Annotated in this window: 21 protein-coding genes; 11 read left to right on the top strand and 10 right to left on the bottom strand. The window is 49.2% G+C overall.

What is annotated here, in order from left to right; translation table 11 throughout:
• Positions 1-8: 8 nt before the first annotated feature.
• The 4 genes from MK185_15500 to ppx form a co-directional block, all read right to left on the bottom strand.
• Complete coding sequence (locus tag MK185_15500; GenBank protein ID MCH2042034.1) at positions 9-314, bottom strand: urease subunit beta; 306 nt, start codon at positions 312-314, stop codon at positions 9-11.
• A 62-nt stretch (positions 315-376) separates the two neighbouring features.
• Complete coding sequence (gene ureA, locus MK185_15495) at positions 377-679, bottom strand: urease subunit gamma (protein ID MCH2042033.1); 303 nt, start codon at positions 677-679, stop codon at positions 377-379.
• A gap of 40 nt (positions 680-719) precedes the next feature.
• Positions 720-1,640 carry an urease accessory protein UreD gene (locus tag MK185_15490; GenBank protein MCH2042032.1) on the bottom strand — a complete coding sequence of 307 codons (921 nt, stop codon included), beginning with the start codon at positions 1,638-1,640 and terminating at the stop codon, positions 720-722.
• Positions 1,641-1,859: 219 nt separating this feature from the next.
• Positions 1,860-3,386 (bottom strand): exopolyphosphatase, encoded by a 1,527-nt coding sequence (gene ppx / locus MK185_15485; GenBank protein ID MCH2042031.1) that lies wholly within the window; start codon positions 3,384-3,386, stop codon positions 1,860-1,862.
• 174 nt (positions 3,387-3,560) lie between these two features.
• On the opposite strand from ppx, the gene trxA reads away from it, so the two are divergent.
• The 3 genes from trxA (at position 3,561) to MK185_15470 (ending at position 5,911) form a co-directional block, all read left to right on the top strand.
• On the top strand, positions 3,561-3,887 hold the full coding sequence (gene trxA / locus MK185_15480) for a thioredoxin TrxA (GenBank protein MCH2042030.1): 327 nt from the start codon (positions 3,561-3,563) through the stop codon (positions 3,885-3,887).
• A 199-nt stretch (positions 3,888-4,086) separates the two neighbouring features.
• Positions 4,087-5,349 carry a transcription termination factor Rho gene (gene rho, locus MK185_15475; GenBank protein ID MCH2042029.1) on the top strand — a complete coding sequence of 421 codons (1,263 nt, stop codon included), beginning with the start codon at positions 4,087-4,089 and terminating at the stop codon, positions 5,347-5,349.
• A gap of 196 nt (positions 5,350-5,545) precedes the next feature.
• On the top strand, positions 5,546-5,911 hold the full coding sequence (locus MK185_15470; GenBank protein MCH2042028.1) for a hypothetical protein: 366 nt from the start codon (positions 5,546-5,548) through the stop codon (positions 5,909-5,911).
• Between the two features lie 19 nt (positions 5,912-5,930).
• On the opposite strand, the gene MK185_15465 is transcribed toward MK185_15470, so the two are convergent.
• The 4 genes from MK185_15465 to MK185_15450 all read right to left on the bottom strand — a co-directional run bounded on the left by MK185_15465 (position 5,931) and on the right by MK185_15450 (position 13,532).
• The gene (locus tag MK185_15465; GenBank protein ID MCH2042027.1) at positions 5,931-7,031 is read right to left on the bottom strand and encodes a two-component system response regulator; all 1,101 of its coding nucleotides are present in this window, start codon (positions 7,029-7,031) and stop codon (positions 5,931-5,933) included.
• Positions 7,032-7,034: 3 nt separating this feature from the next.
• Positions 7,035-10,973 (bottom strand): transporter substrate-binding domain-containing protein, encoded by a 3,939-nt coding sequence (locus tag MK185_15460; protein MCH2042026.1) that lies wholly within the window; start codon positions 10,971-10,973, stop codon positions 7,035-7,037.
• A gap of 166 nt (positions 10,974-11,139) precedes the next feature.
• A complete protein-coding gene (locus MK185_15455) occupies positions 11,140-12,852 on the bottom strand; it encodes an acyl-CoA dehydrogenase family protein (GenBank protein MCH2042025.1) in 1,713 nt (570 codons plus the stop codon).
• Positions 12,853-12,896: 44 nt separating this feature from the next.
• The gene (locus MK185_15450; protein ID MCH2042024.1) at positions 12,897-13,532 is read right to left on the bottom strand and encodes a TetR/AcrR family transcriptional regulator; all 636 of its coding nucleotides are present in this window, start codon (positions 13,530-13,532) and stop codon (positions 12,897-12,899) included.
• A gap of 202 nt (positions 13,533-13,734) precedes the next feature.
• Between MK185_15450 and MK185_15445 the strand changes: the two genes are divergently transcribed.
• Both MK185_15445 and MK185_15440 read left to right on the top strand, forming a co-directional pair.
• Positions 13,735-15,015, top strand: coding sequence for a lipase family protein (locus MK185_15445; GenBank protein MCH2042023.1), 1,281 nt, complete (start codon positions 13,735-13,737; stop codon positions 15,013-15,015).
• 39 nt (positions 15,016-15,054) lie between these two features.
• Entirely contained in the window at positions 15,055-15,822 is a 768-nt protein-coding gene (locus tag MK185_15440; GenBank protein MCH2042022.1) for a helix-turn-helix domain-containing protein, read from the top strand.
• A gap of 1 nt (position 15,823) precedes the next feature.
• Here the strand turns inward: MK185_15440 and MK185_15435 are convergent, their stop codons facing one another.
• The gene (locus tag MK185_15435; GenBank protein MCH2042021.1) at positions 15,824-16,513 is read right to left on the bottom strand and encodes a glutathione S-transferase family protein; all 690 of its coding nucleotides are present in this window, start codon (positions 16,511-16,513) and stop codon (positions 15,824-15,826) included.
• Between the two features lie 136 nt (positions 16,514-16,649).
• A complete protein-coding gene (locus MK185_15430) occupies positions 16,650-18,023 on the bottom strand; it encodes an MATE family efflux transporter (protein ID MCH2042020.1) in 1,374 nt (457 codons plus the stop codon).
• A gap of 235 nt (positions 18,024-18,258) precedes the next feature.
• Between MK185_15430 and MK185_15425 the strand changes: the two genes are divergently transcribed.
• From MK185_15425 to MK185_15400, 6 genes are all read left to right on the top strand, one after another.
• Complete coding sequence (locus MK185_15425) at positions 18,259-18,975, top strand: DUF481 domain-containing protein (protein MCH2042019.1); 717 nt, start codon at positions 18,259-18,261, stop codon at positions 18,973-18,975.
• A 321-nt stretch (positions 18,976-19,296) separates the two neighbouring features.
• Positions 19,297-20,490 (top strand): acetyl-CoA C-acetyltransferase, encoded by a 1,194-nt coding sequence (locus MK185_15420; protein ID MCH2042018.1) that lies wholly within the window; start codon positions 19,297-19,299, stop codon positions 20,488-20,490.
• Positions 20,491-20,652: 162 nt separating this feature from the next.
• Positions 20,653-22,332 (top strand): long-chain-fatty-acid--CoA ligase, encoded by a 1,680-nt coding sequence (locus MK185_15415; protein ID MCH2042017.1) that lies wholly within the window; start codon positions 20,653-20,655, stop codon positions 22,330-22,332.
• 195 nt (positions 22,333-22,527) lie between these two features.
• The gene (locus MK185_15410; protein ID MCH2042016.1) at positions 22,528-22,800 is read left to right on the top strand and encodes a DUF3817 domain-containing protein; all 273 of its coding nucleotides are present in this window, start codon (positions 22,528-22,530) and stop codon (positions 22,798-22,800) included.
• Positions 22,801-22,821: 21 nt separating this feature from the next.
• Positions 22,822-23,580 carry an NRDE family protein gene (locus MK185_15405; GenBank protein ID MCH2042015.1) on the top strand — a complete coding sequence of 253 codons (759 nt, stop codon included), beginning with the start codon at positions 22,822-22,824 and terminating at the stop codon, positions 23,578-23,580.
• Positions 23,581-23,748: 168 nt separating this feature from the next.
• Positions 23,749-25,545 (top strand): L,D-transpeptidase family protein, encoded by a 1,797-nt coding sequence (locus MK185_15400; protein MCH2042014.1) that lies wholly within the window; start codon positions 23,749-23,751, stop codon positions 25,543-25,545.
• Positions 25,546-25,568: the final 23 nt, after the last annotated feature.

Genomic DNA, 25,568 nt, shown 5'->3' with positions numbered 1-25,568 from the left:
ATACCTTTCTATATTTTGCCCATAACATCGCCACGGAATCCGTAGACTGCTTTTTTGCCGGCATATTCAACCAGCTCGACGGTACGGACCTGGCCCGGCTCAAAGCGAACTGCTGTGCCTGCGGCAATATTTAACCGAAAACCTCTTGTGGCTTCACGGTCAAACCGTAACGCTGAATTGGTTTCGTAAAAATGATAATGACTGCCGACCTGAATCGGACGATCACCCGTATTAGCCACTTCAACTTCAACCGTTTTACGACCGACATTAATTTCGATATCGCCGTCGGCGCAAATAATTTCACCTGGAATCATTTTTCTTTTTCCTCCATTTCATAGGGAGAGCGTTAGCGCAATCCAAACGATGCAGCCAGCTCTCAGGCAATTGGATTATGAACAGTGACCAGTTTCGTACCATCAGGGAATGTCGCCTCAACCTGAACTTCTGGCAGCATCTCGGCGATACCTTCCATCACGTCTTCTCGACTCAATACCTGTCGCCCGGCATTCATCAAATCAGCAACCGTACGACCATCACGCGCCCCTTCCATAATAAAAGCGCTGATCAATGCGATACTTTCCGGATAATTTAATTTCACACCACGGTCTTTGCGTTTTTGTGCCAGTTCAGCGGCCACAAATAACAACAATTTATCTTTTTCTCTGGGAGACAGTTCCACGTTTATTCTCCTGTCTGATGTTTAAATATAAAAAATTCGTTCAGGTTCGCCAGATTCTCGGCGCACACGGTACTCGTCCAACCATGTCACTGCGTAGTTGTGCCCATAACTGCTCTAAACAGTGACGTACCTGCTCTGCTTTATTACCCAAAACCCGGGCGATAAATACATCAGGCTTTTGTGTTACGGCGACGGCTAACGGTTGGTGACGGTTATTAACGTTTTCTTGCCAGGCGACAATTTTCTCACCGAGTTCATTGGTATCCGTCATCACTGTGCGATTGATCACAAACGTGCCAAACACGTGATGATTCTGAAAACCCACTCGACTGGATTGCAGTGCAGAGGGAGCAGACAGCTGCAATCGATCAGAAAAAAGAGGCTGTCCATCACGACGCAATATCAGGCTTTGCGTCAGCTGGCCCTGTTCAAAAAATTGCGCACTTTCGAAGCGGCCGAGGCAGGTAATTTCCCAACCCACAAACAAGCCATCCCCGGCGATGTCGATGGTGGTAGTGAGCTGACCGTCAGCACCGTTAAAAACGATATTTTCCTGGGGTAAATATTCGAGAACACTGCCAGCAGCAACCTTAATGGAGACATGCTGACCCTGAGGAATGCCACTGATGTTATTGTAAATTTTACCGGCTGACGGTGTCGTCATTAACACGTGCGCACCATCGTTTAATGACAGGTCAATTGATAGCTGATCGCCCCCCACCAGACCACCCGGTGGATGCAATAAATAGAAGTGCAGACATTCCGGGCCTTCCGGGAAAAACGGTCGCTGCACCCTCAGAGGTCCGAAGTGTTCGGTTTTCCCAAGTCGGGTCGTACCCTGCTGTGCGGAAAATTCGGCACTGAAACGTGCCAGCCAACGCTGACCATCCAACCCTGGGTGTTCGCAATCTGCGCCAGCATCCGCCAACGATGTTGCTCGTCGAGGCGCAGTATTATTCACAGATGGCACCAAAATGATGCAAGTTGGAATTTTCCTGCACAATGATGAACGGGGCTCCCGTTATAATTGGCGTTCGTGCCAAGATTTCTCGCATTTTTCTGGTTTGATGCACTGCAACCGCCCAATAGTTCTGAAGTTATTGAGGAGTTTAGCAAAAGAGATGCCAGCAAAAGCTGACCGATTAGACAATTAACTCTCTGTTGCCATGTCTGTCATGAATCAGGAGAATCGCAACTCCCAACCAACCGCGGCAAGGTACTCTGCTTCCGTAGCCAGATCACGTGCCGTCAATGGATGTGTTTCCAGCCAATCTTGCGGCAACCGCAGCATAATTAACGAATCTTTTACCATCAGCTCCGGCACAGGCACAGCGTGCGCGCCCCGACTGTGATGCAGTACGACCGCCAGGCGTAATAGCACGGCCAGCTTTTTGATAGTGTCGCGACGGCTGGTTGAAATCACGTCGAATTCGGCTTGCGGAAATTTACGCCGGTGACTGCGAACCAGCAGTGCCAGAGCCGCTTGTCCCTGGCGGGTGAACCCCAGCAAATCGGAATATTGCAATAAATAGGCACCATGCTTGTGGAAGCCGGCATGAGCGATACTCAGGCCGATCTCATGTACGTCGGATGCCCATCCCAACCAGTCTTTCCAGCGCCCGGACAGGCCCCAGTCTTTCTTTGCTTGTTTAAACAGAGCCAATGCCATCGCTTTTACCCGATCAGCCTGGGTAGTATCCACATAAAAACGCTCGGCAAGCGATTGCACCACGCGAGCACGGACATTTTCGTGACTTGAGCGTCCCACCAGATCCCACAATGCGCCTTCTCGTAGTGCACCATCCGAGTACATCATCTGATCGACGTCGAAGGTTTCAAAAATCGCCGTCAGAATGGCTAAGCCACCGACTAATACCTGAGCACGCTCAGGTTTCACTCCCGGCAATGCCACCTCATCGATATGCGCAAATTCCATCATACGCTGCTGCAGTTTTGTCAGACCCGCGAAAGTCAGATGCTCTGAACTCCAGCCATTTTCCAACATAGCCTGCTCCGCAGCACGGATTGTGCCAGACGACCCGACAACAGTTTTCCATCCCAACTTTTTGTATGCGCCAGCAATATTCTGCAGTTCTTGCTTTGCCGCAGTCACAGCCTCTTTAAAATTTGCATTATTGATTTTGCCGTCAGGGAAATAACGGTTGGTGTAAGACACACATCCCATGTGCAGACTTTCCAGTTCCTTGGGTTCAAATTTGGCACCGATTATAAACTCGGTTGATCCGCCACCAATATCAACCACCAGGCGCTTACCCTGGTCGTCTGCCAAGGTGTGCGACACCCCGAGGTAAATCAGGCGGGCTTCTTCTCGTCCGGCAATGACTTCGATCGGGTAACCAAGAATGGCCTCGGCACGTTCAATAAACTCCTCACGATTACGCGCCGCCCGCAGCGCATTGGTCGCCAGCACACTGATCCTTTCCGCGTTCATACCCTGAATACGTTGGGCGAATTCACGTAAACACAGTAAACCGCGTTGTTGCGCTTCTTCCGATAAATAGCCTTGAGCATCAAGACCCGCTGCCAGCTGCACCTTCTGACCGCGCTTTTCGATGGTTCGGATCTCATCCTGCAGTTCCTGAGCGACCACCATATGAAAGCTGTTGGAACCTAAATCGATAGCTGCAATCAGGTCTTCCGAGTGCTGAGACGGGTCGTTGTGTGTAACAGTGGTGGTTTCTGTCATAAGGCGCTCTTGAAATTCTTTATGCTGACACTATATAGAGGAATTACCTCTATTCAGAAGAATACACGCCTGAGCGGGAATCTCGAATTGATTCCATACAATCCGGGCGTACAATAGGCGCATTCTGCTGAGTAGCACAACTAACATTCCAATCTGGAAACTAAGGGGAAACACATGAGTGACCATATCCTGACCGTATCTGACGATTCATTTGACGCTGACGTACTGGGTTCTGACGTACCTGTACTGGTGGATTTTTGGGCTGAATGGTGTGGTCCTTGTAAAATGATCGCTCCGGTATTGGAAGAGATCGCTGAGGAATACCAGGGCAAGCTGAAAATCGCCAAGCTGAACATCGATCAGAACGAAGCGACTGCGCCTAAATTTGGTATCCGCTCTATCCCAACTCTGATCCTGTTCAAAAATGGCAATGCTGAAGCCACCAAAATCGGTGCCATGAGCAAGTCTGAGCTGACTGCTTTTATTGAACAGTCTTTATAAGAGTGTTTCCTGCACGAAGACGGCTTAACCTTGCCGTTTTCGGGCGAGAAAGGCATAAAAAACCGGAAACTACACTTTTTATGCGTTTTCGCTGTAGACACCCCAAAAATTCCTGTCTATAGTCTTGAATCATCCAACGCCGTCCTGGCGCCTCTTCTATTTAAATCTTTTAATTGTCTAATATCACAAACCTACCTGTATGAATCTTTCCGATCTTAAACTCAAATCTGTACCTGAGCTGTTAGCCATCGCTAAAGAAATGAACCTGGAACACGTGAGCCGTACACGTAAGCAGGACATCATCTTTGCGATCTTAAAAAACCACGCCAAAGGTGGTGAAGACATTTACGGAGAGGGTGTGCTTGAGATCCTTCAGGATGGTTTCGGTTTCCTGCGCAGTGCCAGCAGTTCCTACCTGGCAGGTCCGGACGATATTTATGTATCTCCGAGCCAGATTCGTCGCTTCAACCTGCGTAAAGGTGACAAGATTGAAGGTAAAATTCGCCCACCAAAAGATGGCGAACGTTATTTTGCAATGCTGAAAGTCGCGAAAATTAACGACGACAAACCAGAAAATGCAAAATCAAAAATCTTATTTGAAAACCTGACGCCGTTGTTCCCGGATGAGCGCCTGGTACTGGAAGTCGGTAACGGCTCTACGGAGGATTTGTCCTCTCGTGTACTCGATCTGATTGCTCCGATCGGTAAAGGTCAGCGTGGTCTGATTGTCGCGCCGCCAAAAGCCGGTAAAACGATGCTGCTGCAAACCACAGCACAAGCGATTACCCGCAACAACCCTGAAGCAGAACTGATCGTATTGTTGATCGACGAGCGTCCGGAGGAAGTTACTGAAATGCGTCGCTCCGTTCGTGGCGAGGTTGTGGCATCGACCTTCGACGAGCCGCCAGCGCGTCATGTTCAGGTTGCTGAGATGGTGATCGAAAAAGCTAAGCGTCTGGTTGAACACAAACGCGACGTCGTCATTCTGCTGGATTCCATCACCCGTTTGGCACGTGCATACAACACCGTTGTACCGAGCTCGGGTAAAGTATTAACCGGTGGTGTTGATGCCAACGCACTGGAAAAGCCAAAGCGTTTCTTTGGTGCAGCGCGAAATGTTGAAGAAGGTGGTTCATTGACCATCATTGCAACTGCGCTGGTCGATACCGGTTCAAAAATGGACGAGGTGATCTTCGAAGAATTTAAAGGTACCGGTAACCAGGAGTTACACCTGGATCGTAAGATTGCTGAAAAACGTATCTACCCGGCAATCAATATCCGTCGTTCAGGCACCCGTCGTGAAGACATGATGTTCCGCGAAGCCGATCTGCAACGGTTGTGGATTCTGCGTAAGCTGATGAGCGAAATGGAAGATGTGCAGGCAATCGAGTTTATGCTCGATAAACTGCGCCAGACCAAAACCAATGATGAGTTCTTTGATTCCATGCGTGGCGGCAAGTAAGCCCGACACCAATGGCATAAAAAAACCACCGCAAGGTGGTTTTTTTATGCCTGTTAGTCCGACCTGTCTGCTCCAGACTGCCACAAACCGACCAGCATCTGTCCATTCAAAAGATACCCTCAACCTGAGATTGACCATTGGAGCAAAATCCTTTCTATTAACGCTGTTAATTATTCACACAAGAAAGGAAATCGTCATGAAAAAATCACTCGCCTTAATCTCACTGACTCTGTTGACCTCCGCCACTATGGCAATTGAAAACAGCAAAACTGTTTGTACACACGATGCCGAAACCCGTGTCATTGAAGTGGTCTACAACGGTGAAAGCAGCGTGCCATGTGAGGTGCAATATACCAAATCAACCGGCACACAAACGCTGTGGAACGCTCAGAATGCGGAAGGCTATTGTGAAGAAAAAGCCCAGGCATTTGTTGCAAAGCAACAAGGCTGGGGCTGGGATTGTCAGAATGCTGCGGCTGATAATAGCCAAACCGACGAAGAATTAATTCAGGACGCAGAGCCTTCGGCTAACGAACAAGAGCCTGTTGCTGCCAGCGAATAATCACCACCGACGGCTCCCGTCACATACCGGGAGCCGTTATCTCCTCATCTGCGAAGCGCTCTGCAATGTCGATAAATACCGACTCCAGCGCTATGAAGGCATCCACAACATCTGGATCAAAATGGCTGCCACGACCATCCCGAATGATCTGCCCGGCTTGCTTAAAGCTGAATGCAGATTTATAAACCCGCTTAGAAATCAGCGCATCAAAACAATCTGCAACCGCCATCAGTCGCGCAGCGAGTGGAATTTGTTCCTCTTTTAGGCCCTCTGGATACCCACTGCCATCCCAACGTTCATGGTGGTAACTGGCAATTTCTTTGGCGACACGGAGAAATGGCGACGAGCCGTATTCTTTTTCAGCATTATCAATCGCCGCTCTGCCATACTCCGTGTGGCGTTTCATTTCCTGCCACTCATTGGCATCGAGTTTTCCAGGCTTTAATAAAATCCCATCAGGCACACCCACTTTACCAATATCGTGCAGTGGTGCGGACTTAAACAATAATTCAATAAAGTCATCGTTTAGCAGCGTATTAAAACGCTCATGGCTACTCAGGTGCTCGGCTAACGCACGGACATAATGCTGAGTACGACGAATATGCATACCGGTTTCAATATCACGCGTTTCAGCAAGGGATGTCATACAGAAAATGGCAACATCCTGGGTTCGGGAAATCTCTTGAGTGCGCTCCCGAACACGTTGCTCAAGATGCTCAGCATACTCTTTTAACTCGTTACGCGAGCGCTGTAGCGCCAGGTGCGTGGCCACTCGGGCGGTTACAATCGGCGGTGAAAATGGTTTGGCAATGTAATCACAGGCACCACTTTCGAACCCGTTTATCTCGTCCTCCACTTCGCTTTTAACCGTAAGGAAAATAACCGGAATATCCTGTGTACGTGCGTCATCTTTAATCGCCTGACACACTTCATAGCCACTCAGACCCGGCATCAGAACATCCAGTAATATCAGGTCGGGCAAAGGCTCTGCTTCCATCAGCTTCAGTGCCTGCTCGCCACTTTTTGCCAACGTGATGTGATAGTCAGGACTGAGGAGTTCCACCAGAACTTTTATGTAAAAGGCTTCATCATCGACGATTAAAATACGTTCCTTCTCCATTCCTCACTCCTGTTGTTTCAGAACATTGGTAACCAGCTGGCGGGCTTGTTCAAATTCAAACTCGTCAACCAACTCCCCCAACTTAATCGCTAATTCCTGTGACAACAGCGTCTGCACTGCAGCTACCTCTTGTTGTGCACTGGCATCACCCGCCTGTAATAACGCTTCCAGTTTTTTCAGTGTCTGCTGCGCATCATCCGGCTTTACTTGTTGCGCCAGAGATGCACGGCTGTCAGGTTGACCGCTGGTTCTATTACCCTGTTGTTTTATCAACTCACTGCGGCCCAGATTAGCAAATACCAACCGGAAGCTTTCGCAGAATCGTTGCCATAAAATCCCGGCTAGCACCTGCTGGCCTGGTTGTCGCGAATAGCGCAATAAGGACTCCAGCTCAGCTGCATCTTTCTCGAACAGACGAGCGCCGATATTACCGGCAACACCACGCAGTGTGTGCGTCAGTCGCAATGCCCTATCGAAGTCCTGCTCAATTAAGGCGTGCTTAATTGCATGATAGTCGTTGCAATGCTTGTGATAGAAGCTTGTCAGTAAATTAAAGTACAACGGGCGGTTACCGCCCACACGTTCGATCCCCCATTCCAGATCAATACCACCAACATGTTCAAGGCGATCCTGCAGTTGCTGGGTTGCCAGGGTTTGATGTTGCTGCCGTGGCGCAGGCTCCAACCATTGCTGCAACATCGTGACAAACAGGTCTGGATCGATCGGTTTGCTAATGTGATCGTTCATACCTGTGGCCAAACAACGCTCGCGGTCTCCCTCCATTGCATGCGCCGTCATAGCCACAATCGGCAGCTCTTGATGACGCGCATTCTGACGAATGATAGCAGTGGCATGTAAACCGTCCATCACCGGCATCTGTAAATCCATCAATACCAGGTCGTAGTCTTTATCCTTAAGAGCTTCAATCGCTTCAACGCCATTACTGGCGGTGTCTGCAATAATGCCGACCGAGTGCAAAAACTCCTGAGCAACAGCCTGGTTAATTTCATGGTCTTCGACCAACAACACATTACCTTGCAGCCACACATTGCTCGTATCGTGCGGACGATTATTAATTGGGATACGTTTATTAAAGATACGCATAACCGTATCGAATAAAGTCGACGCATTAACTGGCTTTATTAATAATGCATCCAGCTGATGATTCTCAGCGCTGGCCAACACATCTTCACGACCATAGGCCGTGATCAGTATCGTCGCTGGTTTGTGCAACAACGATGCCTGGCGAATACCCCGCAAAGTGTCGATACCATTCATGCCTGGCATTTGCCAATCGGCTATCACCAGGCCATATGGATCGTCATAGAGTTCCTGTTGTTGTAACAGGAATACAGCTTCCTCTCCGCCGGCCAGGGTATCAACCTGAAAAGAGAAGGACTCGAGCATTTCCCGAAATAACTGGCGCGCGCTTGGGTTATCATCAATCACCAGAACTTTTAAACCCTTCAGCTGCGAGTCGGGTACGAACTGATTTTGGTTACTGTCGTCCTGAGTGGTAATATTCAGACAGAAGCTGAAGCAACTGCCCTCGCCAGGGACACTACTGGCATTTAACTGACCGCCCATCAGATTAACCAGCTGACGAGATATATTCAGACCCAAACCGGTACCACCATATTTTCGGGTGCTACTGCCATCAACCTGAGTAAAAGGTTCGAATAAACGCTGCATATTATCTGCAGCAATACCCATCCCCGTATCGCGAACGGTAAATTCCAATTCGCTCTGATCATCCTTACGGGATAGCTCGCGCACGGTGACAACGACTTCTCCCTGATCGGTAAATTTAATCGCATTCTGCGTTAGATTAATCAATACCTGACCAAGACGAAGCGGATCACCGACCAGATTCACAGCGATGCCTGGCTCAACATCCAACAATACTTCGATGCCTTTCTCTGCCGCTTTTAATGCCAGCATGTCCGATAATTCGGTGAATACACGATGAAGATTAAACGGTACGTGTTCAATATCGAGCCGCCCTGCTTCCACTTTAGAAAAATCGAGAATATCGTTGATCACTCCTAATAATGCCGTTGCCGATTGTTTGATCTTATCGGCGTATTGCTGTTGTCGATCGTTCAAACCAGAACGCAGTAGCAAATGATTCATACCCACAATGGCATTCATCGGCGTGCGAATTTCATGCGACATATTCGCTAAAAACTGACTTTTAAATTGACTGGCTTGTTCTGCAGCATCTTTTGCCTCTGCCAAATGTTTCTGGCTTTCCTGAAGGCGTTCCCGCGCCTGATTTAATGTGCGATTCCAAATCAGAATCACAATCATGATGGGGATAATCACAGCCAGAGTAATAACTACTGCTTCGACTATCTGAGCCCGGTTTACCTGATGCTCGAATTCAACTTTAAACCAGTTATTTTTAATTTCCTGACGTTTATAGTCTGGAATATGATCAATGGCTTTATTAAGAATGTCGACCAGCTCAGGTTTATCTTTTCGCACACCAATGGATTGCTTGTATTGATAATTAGTGGGTGCCGCGACCTTCACATTACGAATGCCAACGGTTTCCAGTATCCAGGATGAAGTGCCTAATAATCCTACATAGGCATCAATCTCTTTTGCGCTCAGAGCAATGAGTGCCTCTTCGCTGCTAATAAAAGACACCAGATCAATATCAGGCTGATCACGTTTGAGAATATCTTCAATGGCATAGCTGGCACCAACACCAACACGTTTGCCATTGAGGTCAGAAAAACTGTTCACAAAACGAGTATCGCTGTGTACCAGAATCATATATGGATGCACCATATAAGGTTTAGTAAACGCCATATATTCACGTCGTTCTATTGTCGGAGTTACGCCTGAAATTAAATCCAGCTCACCACGCTCAAATGCTTTTAAGGTTTGCTGCCACGACGTGTGATACACAGGTTCAAATGGTTTATTAATCAGGCGGCTAACCAGTTCGTTATACTCTACAGACAACCCTCTGGGTTTACCGTCACCGTCGACAAAATCGAACGGCGGCCAATTGGCATCGCTACCCATGGTCAACGAAGAGAACGGCTTCAGGTAGGTTTTTTCGAACTCTGTGAGCGTAAATAGTGTGTTATTCGCCGGCAGTTTACGCAATGCCATCCAATTCGACAGGATCGTTTGTTTTTTCTTTTCAGAGATTGATAGCAGTGCTTTATCAATGATACCAACCAGCGGTTGCCATTCCGGATCTTTAAAAACTGAAAATCGCTGTAATGCCAATGGCATTCCGGTTTCCCCTGAAACCACCAGATTCGTTAACTGCAGATTATTCATTACCCAACGCACAACGGCCTGATTACCGATATAAGCGTCAACCCTACCCGTAGATAATGCAATTAACGCTTTTTCCGTCGAGGGAAACACACGAGTCTCAATACCGGGGTAGTTTTTTTTAATGATATCAACCAAATAAAACCCCTCTTCAATAGCAAGCGTTTTATCTTCCAAGGAAGCGAAGCTATCAAAGTATTCACCGGTACGATTACTGACCAGCACCTTCATCGCTGCAAAATAAGGTTGGGTAAACCACAAGTGTTGTTGTCGGGCCGGTGTCTCGACCATCGTGGCAGCAAGTGGAATTAACCCTTGTTGCGCTGCTTTGGCCATTTCGCCAAAACTACTGAAGCGTTGCGCTTCAAACTGTACACCCAGTACCTGTTGCAGATAATCCAGGTGGTCTTTAAGAATACCGGAGACTTCGCCCTCCTCATTCAGAAAATCAACCGGTGGCCAACGTCCATCGACGCCGAGAGGAATCACAGGGTGTTGTAGTAGCCAGTCACGCTCAGCCTGCGTCAAATTCGCCAGCAGCGCTTCTGCCTGAACCGTAACCGCCGGAAAAATACCATGTAAAATCAGACTGAATGCAGCCAGTCGTAACAGGTTTTTAATACTCCGTGCAATACAAGCCGCCATGCCCATTCCTTTCTGACTACAGATAGCCGCCTGATGTTGCCTTAATTACAGCCGAGTTGCCATAACGCAGGTCTGGCAACCAGAAAGAGAGGATAACAATGACACTGCTGTCGCATACCCGGTGGTATACGACATCGTTTTTTAGCAAAGCACCAAAGGAAGACGGCTACAGCTGTGGCTGAGCACGCTTCATGATAGCAGCACAGTTAACATCCGTCCCCAGAGTACCCAGGTTAACCGTACCGTTATGGATGATACGCGAGCCGACATAAGCAGCGGCAATGTCTCTTTCACCTTTCTGAATCAGTACCGATGCCTGCAACGCAATGGCCAGCTTATCAACCACCGATCTTGAGCGGTATTCCAGCGTACTCGTATCAACGAACTCGGCCTGCAGTGCAACCAGGTATTGGTCGTAAGCGGGGTAGTGACCCGCAGCACGTTTTAGTTCATTCATAAAAACGTCAACCACTGCAGGTTCTTTTGCCATGGCTCGCAGTACATCAAGACACTGTACGTTACCTGAACCTTCCCAGATGGCATTCACCGGAGCTTCGCGGTAATGACGAGGCAAAACATTGTCCTCAACATACCCCACACCACCGATGCACTCCATTGCCTCATACGTGAAGTGTGGTGCACGCTTACAGATCCAGTATTTACCAACGGCTGTGGCTAGGCGGGCGAACAAATTTTCATGTTCATCATCAAGATTATCCAACGCATGTCCGACACGCATGGTCATTGCCAGTGCCGCCTCGGATTCCAGTGCCATGTCTGCTAAGACGTTTTGCATTAATGGCTGCTGATGCAGATTATTGCCGAACGCACTTCGGCCAGACGTGTGGTGGATCGCCTGTGCTAAGGCACCGCGCATCAGTGCAGCCGATCCAACCATACAATCGAAGCGGGTCATCGACACCATTTCAATAATCGTCCGAACACCGCGACCTTCGTCGCCGATCATCCAGGCATACGCGCCTCGCAATTCAATTTCCGATGACGCGTTAGAAATATTACCCAGCTTATTTTTCAGGCGCTGAATGTACATTGCATTTTTGCTGCCATCCGGGCGCCAGCGTGGCATCAGAAAACACGACAGACCTTTTTCGGTGTAGGCCAGAATTAAAAAGGCATCACACATCGGTGCAGAGCAAAACCATTTATGACCAACCAGCTCATACTCTTGTCCATTACCCAGCTCATCCGTTAACGGATAGGCGCGGGTAGTATTGGCACCCACGTCTGAGCCTCCCTGTTTTTCAGTCATAGCCATACCGATGGTGACACCGGCTTTTTCGTAAAAAGGGATATTACGGCCGTCGTACTTTTTAGCGACAATTTTTGGAATCCATTGTTTCGCCACCTCAGGCGAATACTGCAATGCTGGCACCGCAGCAAAAGTCATCGTTAATGGACAACCCGATCCAGAATCCGCCTGATTATGCATGTATTCCATGGCTGCCCGGGCAACGTGCGCACCTTTTTGACGATGGCCTTCTGAGTCTTTTTCTACCCAGGGTAACGAATGCAAACCCGCTTCAATTGCACAGTTCATTAACTCATGGTACGCCGGATGAAACTTGGCTAAGTCGATGCGATTGCCAAAACGGTCATGTGACTGAAAGGTTGGTTTGTTTTCGTTGGCGAGAAAACCGGCCTCAATTAATTCGCCACCGGCTAATGCTCCGTATTGCTGTAAACGCTCTTCAGCCCATGCGCCAGCGTATGCCTTAGTCCAATATTGCAGCGCAACATCGCTGGTATAAGCATTATAGTTTTCCAATGCGGTGGGCTGATTAAACACCGGATGAGTTTCCGCTGCCGCTTTGTGTTTTTCTGCATCAAATTCCAGCTCCGATTCAAGCTTTTGGCGCATAACGGTTTCCTCACGGGTTTTTATCGTTTCATTAAAGAGTGTATTTATTTTTTCTGACAGCCAACAACTCTCAGACATAACGTATTAAGCTGGTTAATCAATAACCCATGATCGTGCTGATCGTTGCTATTTTTTAGCGCTTGATCACGCTGTAAAAATACCGGTCCTATTAATGCTTCGGATAACATTCCAACCACAGCCGCCGCCGTGAGTTCAGGATCCTGTTCAGCGAACTCTCCAGCAGCCATGCCTTCACGAATCAAATCTTCGAAAATTGCGGCGTAAGCCAGACGATACTTTAAGCGTTCTTCTTCGACGCGCGGATCAACTGGCTCAGCGAGTAATGCATACGCCAACTTCGGGCCTTGTAACGCCCGCAAAGCAAATACAGTTACTCCTGCCTGCAAACGCTCAGCACAGCTGCGATCTGTTTGGGTCGCCCGATACACCATCCCGACTTCATGTTCGGTCGCGTAACGGAATACCTCCGCCACTAATTCCGCTTTATTCGGGAAATGACGATAGATGCTGCCTGCCGCGACTTCAGAGCGTTGCGCCACAGCCGCTGCTGTCGCCGCTGCAAAGCCGCCCTCTGCCACCTGAGCACGGGCCGCTTTCAGCAACCGCTGGCGGGTATGGGCCTTTTTAGCCTTGGTATGTTCAGTTTCGCGATAGGCCACAGGGTTGATCGGATCAGCTTAAGACCAAGTCAGTGAATCACTATTCCTGCTTAGGTTCAACAAAGAAATGAATGCTCATTCACTTCTTATTCTTCGCTAAACGTGCAGAACGCCGATTCGACTCCATAGCAGCTGCGTTCAAGAACTCCGACAGCCACTTCGCTACCCTGCCCAATCCCAAAATAAAAACAGGAATCAGGGTATGAAGTTTAACTTTGAATCAACCATCGCATGCATTTGTATCATTACGGGTACAGTGATGCTTTCAGCCTGTGGCAGTGATGACAGCCATAACTCAGCCGGCAACGAACAGCCTCAGCCACAGCGGGTCAGCAGCACCCTCGTCACCAGCGTGACGCAACAGGCCATCGATAGCGCGATGACGGATCAGGGGCTGATCGCATTGACAGGACAAGCCGCCTGCGATGTTGATCTTTTTCAGATTGAGTACAGCAGCACAGGCGTAAACGGAGAACCAGTAATCTTGTCAGGCGCATTGTCTGTGCCTGCGGGCCCTGGCTGTGAAGGGCCTTATCCGCTGCTGGCTAAGGCACACGGTACCCGTACGTTAACCACCTACAGCGAAGCTGACCCAGCAAAAGCCATTGTTGACCAGGCGTTATTTGCCGCCCATGGGTATGTGGTGGTTAGCCCGGATTATATTGGCCTGGGTACTTCAGACTACAACTATCATCCGTATCTGCACCGCGATACCGAAGCCCAATCAATGATCGATGCCTTACGGGCAGCGCGCACAGTCATGGCTGAACTGGAGCAGTCAGAGCAATTATCCGGTAAGGTGATGCTGGCAGGCTATTCACAGGGTGGCCACACGGTAATGGCCACTCAGCGGGCGATTGAAGCCAACCATAACGAAGAATTTAATCTGGTGGCCAGTGCGCCAATGGCGGGGCCTTACAAGCTGGAAAATACCTTTTTAGAAGGTGTGAATCCGGAAATCAGCAATATCGCTTCCGGCGTTTTATTGTCTTATACGGTGCAATCTTACCAACGTATATATGGCGATATTTACAATGAAATAGCGGACGTGTTTCTGCCGCAATTCACAGACACGGTAGCGGAGAAGTTTCCCGGTGATAGCGAGGTCTTTCCACTGATTCTTGGTGGCTTATTTCCTGCCAGTGCAGAGCAGTATTTGCAACCGGATTATATGAATGACTTCCTTTCAAATACCCATCATCCATTACGAATTGCGCTGCGCAGTAACGAGGTACTGACCGATTTTATCCCTCAGGCGCCGATGATGTTATGTGCGAGCAGTGCCGATGGCACAGTACCGTTTAATAATACCTCAATGGCTGCCGAGTATTTTCAGACCGTCGGCGTCACCGTACCCGTGATTGATGTTGCTGACCTGGTTACCGTACCTCCGGGCAGCGACCCGGGACTGAGCCATCACGTATATGCCAATCCGATTTGCTTTGCCGCCATCAAAAATCGCTTGTTTGATCCGACAAAATAGGCTCGAATGATGATGTAACAGCAGCTTGGAGAGAAGAACATGACCAGTTACCCAAGCCAGGTCTATGTTTGGGAAGACTTCTATTTTGGTATTTTCTCTCCGGGCTGTTATCGCAACGAAACTAAAGCGCGAATTACCGTTTTTATTGCACTCGACTGCGGTTCAATTGAGATTGAAGAGGATAATGGCAAGCGTTGTCGCGTTCAGTATGCGGTGGTGAAACGTTCACAACCTGTGATCATCAGCAGTGACTGTGATTTTATTACGCTGCAGTATTTTCCGCTGTCGATGGAATATCACTCGCTCAATCGTTTTATTAACGATCAAAGTATTCGCGAAATCGAATTCAATGCCGAGCTGGCTCAGCTCAGCTGGATTTCAGCAGCACGGTCAGGTCAGGCAGACAGCAGTGCTTTTATCAAAGGTTGTGCTCAGCTGCTCACATCAATCGCAGGCTATCGCAGCGTTAGCCATAAAATTGATAGTCGCGCGTTGTACGTAGCGCAGCGCATTCGCAAAGAGTTACCCGATGTCAGTCCGATCACAGACTATGCTGATGAGCTGAATATTTCCCCGGATCGCCTGTCGCATGTGTTTAAAGACTCGCTGGATGTATCCATCAAAAACTACGTGTTACTCGAAAAAATGCGCAAAGCCCTGTTATTAACCTTACAGGGAGTACCCTTTACCGAAGCCAGTTTACAGGCAGGCTTTGCGGATGCTGCCCATTTTTCCCGTTCAACCAAAAAGAACTTCAGTCTGACACCTACAACCATTTCAAATGATATCCGGGTCCATGTGTTTTAAATCAGACAGTTAACTGCTCCACCCTTTGAAGCCACTGAGATACCCGAGGATAATCAGCTGCGACAACACCTCCCTCCGGTGTCGCAACAATGCAAGCCAGTTGGCTGGCCACTGAGATATCGGCTAACGTCAATGAATCACCCACCAGATAGTCCTGTTCTTCCAGCCAATCGGACAAATGGCCAAAGTGTTTCTTTAAGTCGGTGAGTACGTCTGACAGAGGCTTGCGACCAATGCCTTGAGCCTTAGCCTGTTTCGCGATCATGCCTGGCGCTACCATTTTTCCGATAGCAGCAAATAAAGCGTTATCTTCTTTGGCGGCTAATGCCGCATATTCCGGGGCATTGGAAGGCAATACAAAACGTAAATACACCTCGTTGAAATACAGCCCTTCGTCTGCCCACTCTTCAAAGAAGTGAACCAAAGCTGCTTGTCGCTTATCCGTCGGTAATACTGGTTTTTCCGGGTACTGATTTTCCAGCTCAGTAATGATGGTTGAGGAGTCTGAAATATTCCTTCCATTCAGCGTTAAAACCGGTAACTTACCGATCGGAGTCAGCTTCTTCAGAAAACCAAACTGTACCTGCTGTAAGCTGACATTCTTTGTCTCATAGCTCAGTCCCTTGTATTTCAATACCCGGCGGACCTTGTCGCAAAATGGTGACATCTCAAACTGATACAGAGTAATCACAGTTGTTTCCTTTTTAGCTGTACTGATTTTCAGGTGCGAATTTTGGTGATGATGCGTTATGCCACTTTATTTGTCATCAGAAGCATTAGATGCCGGCGTAAAATCTTTGAGTGACCGCATCAACAGCAGCAAGATATCAGCGCTGAATGTCTTTAAAAGAGAAGCGAGAAATACCAAGATTGATATCACCACCATCGGCCACTCTTTTCACCCAGCGCCAGACCAGCAGACCGATAATCAGATTACCCAATGCTGCCCCGAATAATAAGCCGCTGTACCCCATCAGATACGAACCCAAAAATGCGCCGGGTACGTAAAACACGAACAAACGGGCAGCATTAAGAATCATCGAGTAACTGGTTTTTTGTAATGAGTTCAGAGCAGAGTTGACACACAAAACCACCCCCATACCGAAATAGCCAATCGGTAGCCAACGAACAAATTCAATAATGGTTTGTTGCACTGCCGGGTCGTCGGAAAACAACAGCGCCAACCAATGGCCTGTCAGCCAGAAGATCGCAACAATTGCCCCCTGCAAAATCAGTAGAAATTTAAAACTGGTAAATAATGCCTGAAAAATCCGTTCGTCCTGGTGCGCGCCATGATTCTGGGCAACAAACGTTGGAAGTGTCGACGTCAGCGCCAGTATTACAACTAATGCAAACGGCTCTAAACGCATACCCACACCAAAACCAGCCACGGCTTCTTCACCCAGTGGGGCGACCATAACCAACAAGATGGCGCCAGCAACAGGTACCATCATATTGGTCACCATGGCCGGAATACCGAGCGACAGCATTCGTTGCCACAGTGCTATCGTGTGTTCCCAGGTCATACCATGACGGCTCAGAAAACCCGAGCGCCGCTGCTTAGTCATAATCACCGTCAATACGATCAACCAGCACAGCGTGCTTGCCAGCGCAGCACCACCCACCCCCATCGCCGGAATGGGACCGAAACCGAAAATCAGCAGCGGATCCAGTGCCGCATTAAGCATCGCCGCCACCAGCATCATTTGTGACGGTAGCCTGGTATTTCCAATGGCCCGCATCGAGCTGTTCTGTACCATCATCACTAACATCACCACAGAACCCGGCCACCACCACAACATAAAGTTCCAGATTTCCGGCAACAGATCTTCTGAGGCACCTAATGACAGGAACAAATAATCGTTGACCACAAGCCCGACAATACTGATGAGTAGGCCCAGCACCACACTCAACATAAGGGCGGCCATTGCTGCTCGTTTTGCTACCAGCTCCTCTCCGGCACCAAAGGCCTTGGCAATAATGGCAGAGGCAGCAATACCAAGCCCGATCGACAAATTCATAACCAACAGGGTAATCGGCATGGCAAACCCGACAGCGGCCAGAGCAGCAGTACCCAGCAACGAAATAAAATAGGTATCCACCAGCTGGAAAAAAAATACCGCCAGAATGCCAATCACCATCGGTTTGGTCAGCTGGTACAACACGTTATCAACGGGTGCGCTGAGAATAGCGTCTCTCACAAATCAAACTCATCACATAAATTAATTTCAGAGTTGTTACTCTACACCAGTTGGATTCACTGCAGGCGGCAGTTTTATGCCAGATATCGAACAATGCGTTGCCATAAGGCCAGGATTATTCCGGAATTATTGTAAAACCTTGTTTAATCAACCTAATGGCCGGTTGTTCGTTCACCATACGGTCGTTAACCTGCAACTATCATTCTGTACGTGACCCATTCAATAAGGGCCTGTTATGCGCAAAAAAATTCTGATTTCTACGTTATTAGTGGCCGCTGGCACTGCGTTCGCGGCTGAAGAGACTCCTCAGTCTCCATGGGGTGGCTCTGCGGAGCTGGGTTTTATCGATACCTCCGGTAACACCGATACCCGCAGTACCAATGGCGCTTTTGAGCTGAAGCACATCGGCAAAAACTGGGATAAGTTTCTTAAACTGTCCGCACTGACCAGCGAAGAGGAAAACGTAACCTCGAAAGAGAAATACAATGCTGCGATCAAACTCGATCGTAACTTTAGTGAGCATTCCTACCTGGCAATTGATGCCACTCAGGAACGCGATCGCTTCAGTGGTTTCGACTACCAAAGCGTATTCTCAGTCGGTTATGGTTACCGCGTCATCAAAGAAGAAAAGATGAATCTGTCGCTTGAGGCTGCACCGGGTTATCGCCGTGATAAATTAAAAGAAAGCGGTGATGTCAACGAAGATTCCATCCTGCACTTGGCCGCTAACTTCGATTGGGAAATCAGCGAGGGGGTATCTTTCATTGAAGAATTCACCGCCGATATTGGCGAAGACAACTCCACGTACAAATCTGAAACCGGGTTAAAGAGCAAAATCATTGGCGCCCTGGCGACCAAAATCACCTACAAATTTAAATACGTAGAGGAAGTACCGGACGAGAACGAAAATACCGATCGTGAACTGGGCATCGCCTTCGTCTACAGTTTCTGATCACACGTTTACGGCAGGCCGGAATGAGACTGCCGGTTAGCATCTTCCCTAAAAGCACTCTGCTTTCCGGGCATCTTTTCAGTTGTTATGACGGTTAAAAGAGCCCGGTTCTTTTTTAGTTGGCTTTTGTCCAATCCATTTCCGGATGCCATAAGGCGCGCTCAATGTGTCAGAAGTGGTAATGGCCTAAGCTGACAATCCATACTACTTCTGACGAAATACCAGTATCATTCCTGAGTTTTCAGGATCGCTGATTATTTTTGTAATAAACCCTGTGCTATGGGTAACAGTGTCCCTTAATTATCTCATTTGGAGTGAAGCATGACTGACGTAATGTCAAACGACGTAGTTATTGTTGCCGCAACCCGCACGGCCATTGGTACCTTCGGTGGTTCTTTGGCCAGTATTTCCGGTAGCGATCTGGGTGCTGTGGTTATTAAATCGCTGCTGGAAAAAACCGAGATCGCTCCAGAGCAGGTTGATGAAGTACTGATGGGGCAAGTACTGACCGCCGCGTGTGGTCAGAACCCTGCCCGTCAGGCTGCGATCAAAGGCGGTCTGCCAGATACTACTCCGGCGATGACCATTAACAAAGTATGCGGTTCCGGCCTGAAGGCGCTGCATCTGGCAGCACAAGCAATAAAATGCGGTGATGCTGAAATCATCATTGCCGGTGGTCAGGAATCCATGTCGAATGCCGCTCACGCTCTGCCAGGCTCACGCAACGGTCAACGCATGGGACACTGGAACATGGTGGACACCATGATTTCAGACGGCCTTTGGGATGCCTTCAACGATTACCACATGGGCATTACAGCCGAGAATATCGCTGACAAATATCAGATTGACCGACCAGAGCAAGACGCATTTGCTGCGGCCTCCCAGGCCAAAGCACTGGCAGCCATCGAAGCCGGTAAATTCAAGGACGAGATTACCCCGGTTGTAATTCCACAACGTCGTGGCGACGATATCGTCTTCGATACCGATGAAAACCCACGCGCCGGAATCACGGAAGAAAAGCTGGCTGGCATGCGTGCGGCATTCAAAAAAGATGGCTCCGTGACGGCGGGTAATGCGTCTTCGCTGAACGATGGTGCTGCCGCGGTATTACTGGCGTCTCGTGCCAAAGCAGAAGAACTGGGGCTGCCAATCCTGGCGACCATTAAAGCTTACGCAAACGCTGGCGTTAATCCGGAAATTATGGGTACAGGCCCTATTCCGGCGACCAAAAAATGTCTGCAAAAGGCGGGATGGAGCATCGCAGATCTGGACCTGGTAGAAGCCAACGAAGCCTTTGCTGTACAGGCTCTGTCGGTCAACAAAGGGCTGGAATGGGATGCCAGCAAAGTAAACGTAAACGGTGGTGCGATTGCTTTAGGTCACCCGATCGGTGCATCAGGCTGCCGTATTCTGGTCACACTGCTGCACGAAATGATTCGTCAGGATGCGAATAAAGGGCTGGCGACTCTGTGCATTGGTGGGGGTATGGGGGTGTCACTGGCGATTGAGCGCTAATAAAGACTCACCGCTCCCGGTAAATCCCGCATAAATAAGGTTTATGCGGGATTTTTTATGCCAAAAACAGCAATTGCCCGCTGACAGCAGCAAAGTAGGTTGCCGCGACTATTATTGCCTTTTATTCTGCAATTAAACTTTTCTTTGCAAAGGACTTTGCTTATGTCTGCCCCGAGTGTTGCGACGGTGCCTGCTGGCAATATGATGACTCAACCGCTGATTATCTCCGATTTACTGGAATACGCAGCAGCCCATCATGGCACGCGCGAAATTATCAGCCGCCGATTAGAAGGTGGTATCCATCGTTATAATTATCGCGATGCGCTACAGCGCTCAAAGCAGTTGGCTATTGCACTGCAACAACTGGGGATTCAACCGGGCGACCGGGTCGCAACACTGGCCTGGAATACTTACCGCCACTTCGAATGTTATTACGGCATCTCCGGTATCGGTGCGATCTGTCATACAGTCAACCCGCGACTCTACACAGAACAAATCGAGTACATTATCAATCATGCGCAAGACTGCTATGTCTTCCTCGATGCTTGTTTTGCTCAGCTGCTGGAACCGATCGCCGACAAACTGACGTCTGTTAAAGGGTTTGTTCTGCTGATCGACGAAGACAAGATGCCGCAAACATCATTACCGAACGTCAGCTGCTATGAAACTCTGATTAATTCCTCCGATGTAACAACACAGCTGACGGAATTCAGCTGGCCACAACTGGCTCAGGATACCGCCGCCTGTTTATGTTATACCTCAGGCACTACAGGTAATCCCAAAGGCGTTTTATATTCCCATGGATCAACCCTGCTGCATGCGTACGCCAGCCGCAATCCAGATGCATTAAATATCAGCTCCGATACTGTGGTGATGCCGGTTGTGCCGATGTACCACGTTTGCGCCTGGGGCATGCCGTATATCGCTCCGATGTCCGGTGCCACTCTGGTATTACCGGGTGAAGGCATGGACGGTAAAAGCCTGCATGAATTAATAGAACTGGCCGACATCGATTTAATGCTGGGTGTACCAACCGTCTGGCTGGGGTTAATCGATTACCTGAAACGAAATAACCTGCGCATGGATTCAGTAAAAACCGTCGGCGTGGGAGGTTCGGCCTCGCCGCGCTCTCTGGTCGAGACTCTGGATAAAGAATACGGCGTCTATTTATTACCGATATGGGGCATGACAGAAACATCGCCTCTGGCAACCCTGGGGTCGCCGACCAAAGCCATGCAGTCGATGACGGATGACGAACGTTATCGTTTACAAACCACCGCTGGCAAACCCATGTTTGGTATCGAGCTGGAAATTTTTGATGACGAGGATAATACGGTTGCTCACGATGGTGAGAGCCGTGGCTATTTGCGAGTGCGCGGCCCTTGGGTATTAAACGCCTATTTTAAAAACGAAAAACCAGAGTCTTTCTTTACCGACAACAATGGCAACCAGTGGTTCGATACCGGTGATATTGCCGTGATCGATAGCAACAGTTATCTACAAATTGTTGATCGCGCCAAAGACGTGGTCAAATCGGGAGGTGAATGGATTTCTTCCATCGATCTGGAAAACGCCGCGGTTGGTCACCCTGATGTCAGCGAAGCTTGTGTGATTGGTGTTAAACATCCGAAGTGGGATGAACGGCCACTGCTGTTCATCGTAAAACACGAACATACCGACTTAACCAAAGAGGATGTTCACCAGTACCTGGAAACTAGGGTAGCTAAGTGGTGGCTACCGGACGATGTTATTTTTGTCGCAGAACTGCCCCATACCGCCACCGGCAAGTTGCAGAAGCGTACCCTGCGCGATCAGTATTTTAATTATCTGATCGAGCAGTAATATGGGTATGGCTCCGGTCGCAAGACTGGAGCAAACCGCACCACACTCGAGCTATTATCTGTCTGCGCTGCCAACAAACGCGGCACTGTCTGACGTACAGCTCGCTCAGATGCCGCCCAGGCTGCAAATACTTGGCGCTGTAACACAAATCGTGCAGAATCCTGAAGAATCCCGTTACCGCTGTCATGTCTGTTTATGCTTAAGTCCAATCATCCCCTCAGTACCCTGACCCAGATCGGCTTCCTCGAAGGTATGTCGTTCCTGCTGTTATTGGGCGTGGCTATGCCGTTGAAATATATGATGGGCGTTAACGAAGCCGTGCGGTTTGCCGGATCAGCTCATGGTATTGCTGTTTACGGCACATCGGGTGAAATTCCCGCTTTGGGGTATGCCTGCCGGGGTACTGGCCGCGATCCTGCCATTTGGTCCGTTTGTGTTCGACTGGGCGATCAAAAAAGCCGTCGATAAAAGTCTGCAAGAAAGCCGCTGATGTGCCTGATCAGTTTTGCCTGGCAACCGCAGCAACAACAGTTAATTGTTGCCGCCAATCGCGATGAATTTTTTAAACGCCCCGCCGCGCCCATGGCGGAGTGGCCAGAGCACCCAGGCCTATTTGCTGGTCAGGACCTTGAACAAGGCGGTACCTGGCTGGGCGTAACCCAAAACCGCCGCTTCGCTGCACTCACGAATATTCGCGCGCCCGGAGAGGGGCCACAAAACCCGCGATCCCGCGGTCATCTGGTACTCGACTTTCTGACGTCTGACGATTCCGCCGAGTCATACATGATGGCGCTCGCTGACAAAGCTGCTGAATACGGCTTGTTTAACTTGTTGTGTTTCGACGGCCAGCAGCTGTGGTACGGCCACAATCATCCACACTTTCAGGCTGAAATACTCAATGGTGGTCATTATGGTTTGAGCAATGCCCATCTCGATACGCCCTGGCCTAAAACCCTGCTGGCGAAGCAACAGCTGCAACAATGGCTGAGCAATCATGATGCAACGAGTGAGATACCCGGTAGCCTGCTCAGTCGGCGCGAACCTTTTGACGATGCGCAGTTACCAACCACGGGCGTGCCCTTTATCTGGGAAAAGATGCTCTCAAGTCAGTTTATTCACACACCAAGCTATGGCACGCGCTGTTTCAGTGCAATCAGCATTTCTGAGCGACAAATTCTGCTGGAGGAAATCAGCTGGGATGAACAGGGCAAAAATTGCCATGAATTCCGGCACCAAATTCGTATTTGACGAAAATTCGTCGTAATTCAACGAGTTACAAAGTCCCTCGCTAACTCATTGAGCTATATAGAAACTTTTATCTGACACCCCTGTTTTGTTGCACACGCTTACAAATATTTGTAAACAGTAGCGCGATTCGTGTCACATTTCGGCAAATCGCCGTCCATACTTTGTCGCATGGATACCTTAACCCCAACGTCAAAAACCAATCGAGCAATCGGTGCCACTGGCTGGATCGCCATTGCCTGCATGGTGCTTCTGTTTGCGGCTTTGGCGGCGAGCATCAATACCAAGCCATATATGCCACCCAAGGTGGCGCAAAAATATATGGAGCACTGGTTAATTGAATCCGCACGACGTGTGGCGGGAGACGTGCGCCTGAAGCACGTTCGTTCCATCGAACCTTTCTATCTGCGTCGCGACTACCAGCCCGTTTGGATGGACAGTTACGAGCTGACTCAGGCTGGTCAGGAGTTGCTGCAGGTACTGCGCGAGACTGCTGCCGATGACTGGCGTCATTATGGCTACGAACTGGCAACACTGGAACGCGAAACCAGTCGTCTGTCCAATATTCCCAAGCAAGCCACCGCAGTCGAAGTGCTGTTGACAGATGCCTTTGTCACCTACGCCAAACAGGCACTGAACTCGGAGTTGCTACCCGATACCGGTGAAGGTGACCATCCGATCCGTAAAGTGGCACTCAGCCAGGGGAATACGCTGGCAAGTCAGATCAGTGAGGAACAAATTGTCGATTTGCTGAATCAGGCCATCGCCAATAATGACCTGGATAATCTGGTGGATAACCTGACGCCGTCTCATCCCGGCTACCTGCGCCTGCGCAACGAATTGAATCGCTACCGTGAGATCGCTAACAGCGGACGCTGGTATCCACTGCATGAGAATCTGACACTGCAACAAGGCGACCGCCATCGCTTGGTGCCACACATGCGCTGGATGCTCAGCCAGTACGGTGATCTGCCAAAAGGTGCCTTGTCGTGGTTATTCAAGGATGCGACTGAACGCACCTTATCGCCGGCAGCAAATGCGCAGTACGATCTGCATCGTGCGGAATTTCTGCTGGATCAGTCGTTAAGCGACGCGCTGAAAAACTTCCAACAGCGTCATAATCTGGATGCGACCGGTGCTCTGGACAAGGCAACACTGCAACAGCTCAACGTACCGCCTTATCAGGTTGCGCAAAAGATCGCACTGAATATGAAACGCTGGCGCCACCTGCCACGCGATCTGGCTCAACGCCATGTGATGGTAAACATGGCGGACTACAGGCTGCAGCTAATGGATGGCGATTCCGCTGAAATCGATATGAAGGTAATTATTGGTAATCTGCAACGCCGTACTCCGGTGATGGTGCAACAGATCAGCACCCTGGAATTGGCGCCAACCTGGTCGGTTCCACGCCGTATTGCGGTAACCAGCTTATTGCCAAAACTCAAACGCAATCCCGACTACCTGCACCAGAAAGGGTATCAGGTGATTCAACAGGTGAATGGTGTTGATCAGTTTATCGATCCAAAAACCATCAATTGGAAAAAACTCAATGCACGCTATTTCCCTTATCGCCTGATTCAGAAAGCCGGCAAGGATAATGCGTTGGGCACCATTAAGTTCCTGTTTCCCAATGATAAAGATATTTATCTGCACGACACATCACAGCCGCAGCTGTTCAGCCTGGATAAGCGGGCATTAAGTTCTGGCTGTGTACGGGTTGAAAAACCGCGCTTACTGGCAGAAAAGTTGTTGCGCGGCCAACAAGGCTGGCACCGTTCGAATATCGATAATGCCATTGATCAGAACCGCACGACGCGCATCCGTTTACATGAGAAAGTCCCCGTCTATCTGATGTACTGGACCAGCTGGGTCGATGAAGACGGCCGGCTACACATGCGCGACGATGTGTATAAGCGTGATCTGATTGCTGGTCTTGCGCCCACCAATCCGGCAGTCAGCCTCTGAATCAATATTTACAAACCAATCAA

Source organism: Saccharospirillaceae bacterium (assembly GCA_022448365.1).
Lineage (GTDB): Bacteria > Pseudomonadota > Gammaproteobacteria > Pseudomonadales > Oceanobacteraceae > Bacterioplanoides.
The sequence above is the reverse complement of the archived record's forward strand: the minus strand, read 5'-3'. Positions and strand labels throughout refer to the sequence as shown.